The organism is Chamaesiphon sp. OTE_8_metabat_110, from assembly GCF_031382685.1.
Classification (GTDB): domain Bacteria; phylum Cyanobacteriota; class Cyanobacteriia; order Cyanobacteriales; family Chamaesiphonaceae; genus Chamaesiphon.
On sequence record NZ_JANMZA010000482.1, the window covers coordinates 1 to 6,064 of the forward strand.

The 6,064-nt window shown below is 46.9% G+C and carries 5 protein-coding genes; 1 reads left to right on the forward strand and 4 read right to left on the reverse strand.

The window, feature by feature from the left end; all coding sequences use genetic code 11:
• Positions 1–22: 22 nt before the first annotated feature.
• A complete protein-coding gene (locus RMO52_RS17700) occupies positions 23–697 on the reverse strand; it encodes an NAD(P)-binding domain-containing protein (protein WP_310416827.1) in 675 nt (224 codons plus the stop codon).
• Positions 698–788: 91 nt separating this feature from the next.
• On the opposite strand from RMO52_RS17700, the gene RMO52_RS17705 reads away from it, so the two are divergent.
• Positions 789–1,691 (forward strand): LysR family transcriptional regulator, encoded by a 903-nt coding sequence (locus RMO52_RS17705; protein WP_310416830.1) that lies wholly within the window; start codon positions 789–791, stop codon positions 1,689–1,691.
• A gap of 308 nt (positions 1,692–1,999) precedes the next feature.
• Here RMO52_RS17705 and rpsJ read toward each other — a convergent pair whose 3' ends face one another.
• The 3 genes from rpsJ to fusA all read right to left on the reverse strand — a co-directional run bounded on the left by rpsJ (position 2,000) and on the right by fusA (position 5,906).
• Positions 2,000–2,317: a 30S ribosomal protein S10 gene (gene rpsJ, locus RMO52_RS17710; protein WP_366944870.1), complete on the reverse strand. Its 318-nt coding sequence runs from the start codon at positions 2,315–2,317 to the stop codon at positions 2,000–2,002.
• 118 nt (positions 2,318–2,435) lie between these two features.
• A complete protein-coding gene (gene tuf, locus RMO52_RS17715; protein ID WP_309738524.1) occupies positions 2,436–3,665 on the reverse strand; it encodes an elongation factor Tu in 1,230 nt (409 codons plus the stop codon).
• Positions 3,666–3,827: 162 nt separating this feature from the next.
• Positions 3,828–5,906, reverse strand: coding sequence for an elongation factor G (gene fusA / locus RMO52_RS17720; RefSeq protein WP_310416833.1), 2,079 nt, complete (start codon positions 5,904–5,906; stop codon positions 3,828–3,830).
• Positions 5,907–6,064: the final 158 nt, after the last annotated feature.

The following is a 6,064-nucleotide window of genomic DNA, read 5'->3' on the forward strand; positions in this document are numbered from 1 at the left end:
GTTCTGTCAAAAGCTATTTTGATTACCCAACAACAATTTTGAAATTATATGGAACATTACCAAGTTTACCAAAAGCCCGTAACCATATTGGCATCATCATTTCTGTGGCACGGGCACTCGTAATATCACCTAAATCAAAGATATCCGTCCAGCCAAAACTCTGGAGTAATTCTGTGACTTTTGACTTAGCATCTACATCATTTCCGCTGATAAATACTGTATGGTTGCCGTCTGCCAATTGTTTTGGATCGACCATCATTTGACAATTCATGGTGTTGAGAGTTTTCACCACTTTGGCATCTGGAAATGCTGCTTGGATTTTCTCTCCCAATGATGTTGTATCGGTTGCCAGAGATTTGGGTGGCATTCCCTGCGAGAAATCCAATTCATTGGCAACATCAATCAAAATCTTATTCTGTAAATTCTCAACGCCAGCAATTTTTAGGGCTTCTAATGATGCCATGCCATGAGTCGCATTAATGACGATCTCGCCCTGAGCGGCGGCGGCGGCAAATGTCGCCACGGTTGCTTTATTTCCCACAGCAGTCAGCCAGTCGCTCAGACTACCAGCCCAGCCTTTGGCTTCATCTAACTTATTTGGATCGCGGGTGCCTAAAACGACATCATGACCCAATTCAACTAATTTTTTTCCGAGTGTTTGACCGACGATTCCAGAACCGATAATAGCTACTTTCATCTTAATTTTTATAGATTAGTGACTTGCTCCAATCCTATCAGTCCTTAGTTTATAATTCAAATCAATACTTTAAATAGAGTCTATTTGTTAAATGGATTTACGAAACTTCGATCTCAATTTATTAGTAGTTCTCCATACGCTGATTGCCGAGCGGAGCGTTTCCAATACAGCTAAAAAGCTTCATCTGAGCCAACCTGCTACTAGTGCAGCTTTAAAACGCTTGCGGGTAGCCTTGGACGATCGAATTTTGGTACGCGATGGTTTACAGATGGTATTAACACCCAGAGCGGAAGAATTATTCGCACCGCTAACAGCAATTTTGGGTGAGATCGATCGCACTCTTACTGCTAGCGAAATCTTTAATCCAGCGAAGGTAGAACGCACAATGCGGATTGCCACCAATGACTATGGGGCGTTTATTCTAATTCCACCCTTGATGAATCGGCTCCAATCAATCGCTCCGAATATCGATGTCGAAGTCTGGGAAATCGGACGCGATGCGATCGCCGCACTCAAAGAAGGGAAAATAGACCTAGCGATCTGCGATGGTTGGACATTAAAACAATGTCAATGTACTGAAGTTCTGTTCTCGGAAACCTTTACCTGTCTAGCTCGTGCCGAGCATCCCCGCATTCAGGGGGAATTAACAATCGATCGATATTTAGCCGAAGAGCATATTCTCGTTTCACCGCGTGGGCGGGTGCGGGGACATGTAGATGCAGTACTCGCACGGCAAGGCTGGGAACGCAGAGTGCGGTTGACTTTACCGCATGTTTTAGCCGTACCAGCGGCAGTTTCGGCAACCGATTGCATTGTGACGATCGCCTCCCGGATTGCCCATCAGCTTGCAGCTAGTTACGATCTTCAGATCTTATCGCCGCCAATTGATGTTGGTGACTTTCAGGTAGCAATGGCTTGGCGATCGGCATTAACTAACGATCTGGCGATTCAATGGTTGCAGGGTGAATTACGATCGATCTGTGCGGAAATATAATTGAGGGTGAGATGATTTAATTCTAGTTACTGCTGTATTATCTAAAAATGTATAGCGCGAGATACACCTCCCCCATCAATTATGATACGATCGTTTTAATGTCTTTTCAAGCAACTCGCGAACACCCGATTCTGTCGTAGCAATAATTGAGAATGGAGTCAATAAATTTTGAATTATTAAGGTATGTAAGTACTGGTTTTTGAAAAATAGTTAAAAAAACATGTAAATTATCAACCTCGATCTTTACATATCTCTACAAAAAAGCCCTCATGTGAGGACTTTTTAAAAACAAATTAGTAACTCAATATCTACAGTTTCACTTCGATATCTACACCTGCTGGCAGGTCTAACTTCATTAAGGCATCGATCGTTTTTGCGGAAGGATCTTTAATATCGATGATGCGGCGATGGGTGCGAGTTTCAAAATGTTCGCGCGAATCTTTATCAACGTGGGGCGATCGCAAGACACAATAGATCCGGCGGCGAGTAGGTAATGGAATCGGCCCGATCGCGGTTGCACCAGTTCTGTTGGCTGTTTCCACAATTTTGTCACATGAGGTATCTAGCAAACGGCGATCGAATGCTTTGAGACGAATCCGAATTTTCTGTTGAGCGATGGTAGCCATAATTTTTTTAGGTTTGAGTTGTCAAGGTACGGGAATAAACGATGAATAAATAATTCATCAGACACAAAGATAGAGATACACACGAGGTATATCTCTATCTAAAATTTAGGTAATTAACCTACTTGATAATTTTGGCGACTACACCAGCTCCGATCGTCCGACCGCCTTCACGAATTGCGAAGCGCATTCCTTGTTCGATCGCGACTGGGTTGATCAGTTCTACGGTCATTTTGACCCGATCTCCAGGCATGACCATCTCCGCAGCACTACCATCATCGGCAGTAAAAGCTTGGATGTTGCCAGTTACGTCAGTTGTCCGGACGTAAAACTGAGGACGATAGCCGGGGAAGAATGGCGTCTTGCGACCACCTTCTTTGTCGGTCAACACGTATACTTCACCTTCAAATACGGTGTGAGGCTTGATACTACCTGGTTTAGCAATTACCATGCCGCGTTCGATGTCGGCTTTTTGGATACCGCGCATCAGTACGCCGACGTTATCGCCAGCCAAACCTTCATCGAGGGATTTTTGGAACATTTCAACACCAGTGATCGTGGTGCTACGCGTGTCTCTGATCCCAACGATTTCGACGTTTTCGCCAACTTTGACTTTTCCACGTTCGATCCGTCCGGTAGCTACCGTACCCCGACCAGTGATCGAGAAGACGTCCTCAACTGCCATCAAGAAGGGTTTGTCGATCTCCCGTTCTGGAGTAGGAATATAGTCATCGACTGCGGCCATCAAGTCGTAGATCTTGTCTACCCACTCGTTTTCACCTTGGATGGTTTTGGGATTGGCAATCATTTGCTCGACAGCTTTGACCGCAGAACCCGAGACGATGGGGAGATTGTCACCATCGAAGTCGTAGGAAGTTAGCAGTTCGCGGATTTCCATTTCGACGAGTTCGAGTAGCTCTTCGTCATCTACTAAGTCGGTCTTGTTCATGAACACGACTAGACGCGGTACGCCAACTTGTTTTGCCAAGAGGATATGCTCGCGGGTCTGGGGCATGGGGCCATCTGCTGCGGAAACGACGAGGATACCGCCGTCCATTTGTGCCGCACCAGTGATCATGTTTTTCACATAGTCAGCGTGTCCGGGACAATCTACGTGGGCGTAGTGACGAGTTACCGTTTCGTATTCTACGTGAGCGGTATTGATGGTGATCCCACGCGCTTTTTCTTCAGGAGCAGCATCGATTTCGTCATACTTCCGCGACTTAGCTGCACCAATTGCCGCTAAGGACATGGTGATAGCTGCGGTCAGGGTAGTTTTACCGTGGTCAACGTGACCGACTGTACCGATATTGACGTGGGGCTTATTTCTTTCAAACTTAGCGCGTGCCATGAATAATTTCCTTAATTCCTCTTTAGATTGTAATGAGATTGCCAATCCCGAGCTGCGGTTATGGAGTGACTGGTCTTAACCAGTTACTCCATAATATCCGTTTGCGACGGACACTAGCGATCTCTGCTGCTCTGCTGGAGAGCCTAAATCGACTGATGTCGTTTATTTCCCTTTGTTTTTGGTGACGATCGCTTCAGCAACGTTGCGAGGCACTTCATCATAATGGCTGAATTCCATTGAGAAGATACCACGACCTTGGGTATTAGAGCGAATGTTCGTTGCATAACCAAACATTTCGCCCAGTGGCACCTTAGCTGCAACTTTGGAGATATTTGCTGCGGCTTCTTGACCTTCGATCTGACCGCGACGAGAGTTAAGATCGCCGATGACATTCCCCAAGAAGTTGTCGGGAACTTCAACTTCGACCTTCATCACTGGTTCGAGCAATGTCGGTTGAGCTTTCATGACGGCTTCTTTAGTTGCGATCGAAGCCGCAATCTTAAATGCCATTTCATTGGAGTCAACTTCATGGTAAGAACCATCGATCAGGGTGACTTTGAGGTCGATCACTGGATACCCAGCCAAGATCCCCGACTCGCAGGTTTCTTTGACGCCTTGCTCGATCGGGTTGATGTACTGTTTGGGTACCGAACCACCGACGATTTTGGAGACGAACTCCAAACCGCTACCGGGTTCGCTAGGGGAAATCTCGATCACGACGTGACCGTAGTTACCACTACCACCACTTTGTTTGATGTACTTACCTTCTTGCTTGACACTCTTACGAATGGTTTCGCGATAAGCCACCTGTGGCGCACCGATGTTGGCTTCGACACCAAACTCGCGCAGCATCCGATCGACCAGAATTTCGAGGTGAAGTTCGCCCATTCCCGCAATTACGGTTTGGTTGGTTTCAGCATCGGTATGGACGCGGAAGGTGGGATCTTCTTGGGACAAGGAGATCAGCGCCTTGGAGAGTTTCTCCATGTCCTGCTTGGTCTTCGGTTCTACCGCCAGTGAGATCACTGGTTCGGGGATGAACAGCGATTCTAGAATGACGGGGTTGTCTTCATCGCACAAAGTATCACCCGTGAAGGTGTCTTTGAGTCCGAGGACGGCTCCCAAGTCACCAGCGCGCAATTCATCTACTTCCTGGCGATCGTCAGCTTTGAGAATAATCAACCGGGAAATCCGTTCTTTCTTACCCTTAGTGGGGTTCAAGACGTAAGTACCAGTTTTGACTACTCCAGAGTAGACCCGGATAAAGGTCAGACGACCGTATTTATCCGCCATGATCTTAAATGCTAGTGCTGCAAACGGTTCATCGTCGTTAGCATGACGCTCGACTTCGATCGTTTCATCATCGACATCTTTACCTTTAATTGCCGGAACTTCAGTCGGGCAAGGGAGATAATCGATTACTGCATCCAGCAAGGCTTGGACACCCTTGTTCTTGAAGGCAGAGCCACAGAACATCGGTACCATCGTACCCGCGATCGTGCCTTTACGAATGGCGGCTTTGACCTCAGCTTCGGAGATTTCTTGACCTTCGAGATATTTCTCGGTCAATTCATCTGAAGTATCGGCAACAGATTCCAATAGTTTCAAGCGAAACTCGTCCGCTTTGGCTTGGAGATCGGCTGGAATATCGCGTTCTTCGATATCCTTACCCATGTCATCCATCGCGTAAAACGCGCGCATCGTCACTAGATCGATCACTCCAGCAAAATCGCCTTCAGCGCCGATCGGAATTTGGATGGGTACCGCGTTAACGCGCATCCGATCGAGGATTTGGTCGTAAACTTTGAAGAAATTCGCACCCGTGCGATCCATCTTATTCACAAAGACGATCCGAGGCACTTTATAGCGATCGGCTTGTCGCCATACCGTCTCCGATTGAGGCTGAACGCCACCAACGGAGCAGAATACAGCAATTACACCATCGAGTACCCGCATCGAACGTTCGACTTCGATCGTAAAATCTACGTGTCCTGGAGTATCGATGATATTGATCTTATGATCTTTCCAAGTCGTACTGATTGCGGCTGCGGTGATGGTGATTCCACGCTCTTGCTCTTGCACCATCCAGTCGGTGGTGGCAGTTCCTTCGTGAACTTCGCCGATCTTATGGACAACCCCAGAATAATATAGTATTCTCTCGGTCGTGGTTGTCTTACCCGCATCAATGTGGGCTGCAATCCCGATGTTGCGTACTTTCTCAAACGGGACGGTACGTGGCACAATTACCTCCTAACTTGTCGGCTGCCGATAATAAATTTGTTAATCTTTACTAAGATTGTAGACGTTTTTGGGGACACTCGCGCGATCGCAGTGCCCCCAAATAGAGTGAAAACCGAATCGGTTTAGTAACGGTAGTGCGCGAAGGCTTTATTTGCTTC

What these genes read in the sequence shown, in the direction of transcription:
- RMO52_RS17700 (WP_310416827.1), bottom strand. Translation starts at nt 697, where the DNA reads ATGAAAGTAGCTATTATCGGTTCTGGAATCGTCGGTCAAACACTCGGA.
- RMO52_RS17705 (WP_310416830.1), top strand. Translation starts at nt 789, where the DNA reads ATGGATTTACGAAACTTCGATCTCAATTTATTAGTAGTTCTCCATACG.
- rpsJ (WP_366944870.1), bottom strand. Translation starts at nt 2,317, where the DNA reads ATGGCTACCATCGCTCAACAGAAAATTCGGATTCGTCTCAAAGCATTC.
- tuf (WP_309738524.1), bottom strand. Translation starts at nt 3,665, where the DNA reads ATGGCACGCGCTAAGTTTGAAAGAAATAAGCCCCACGTCAATATCGGT.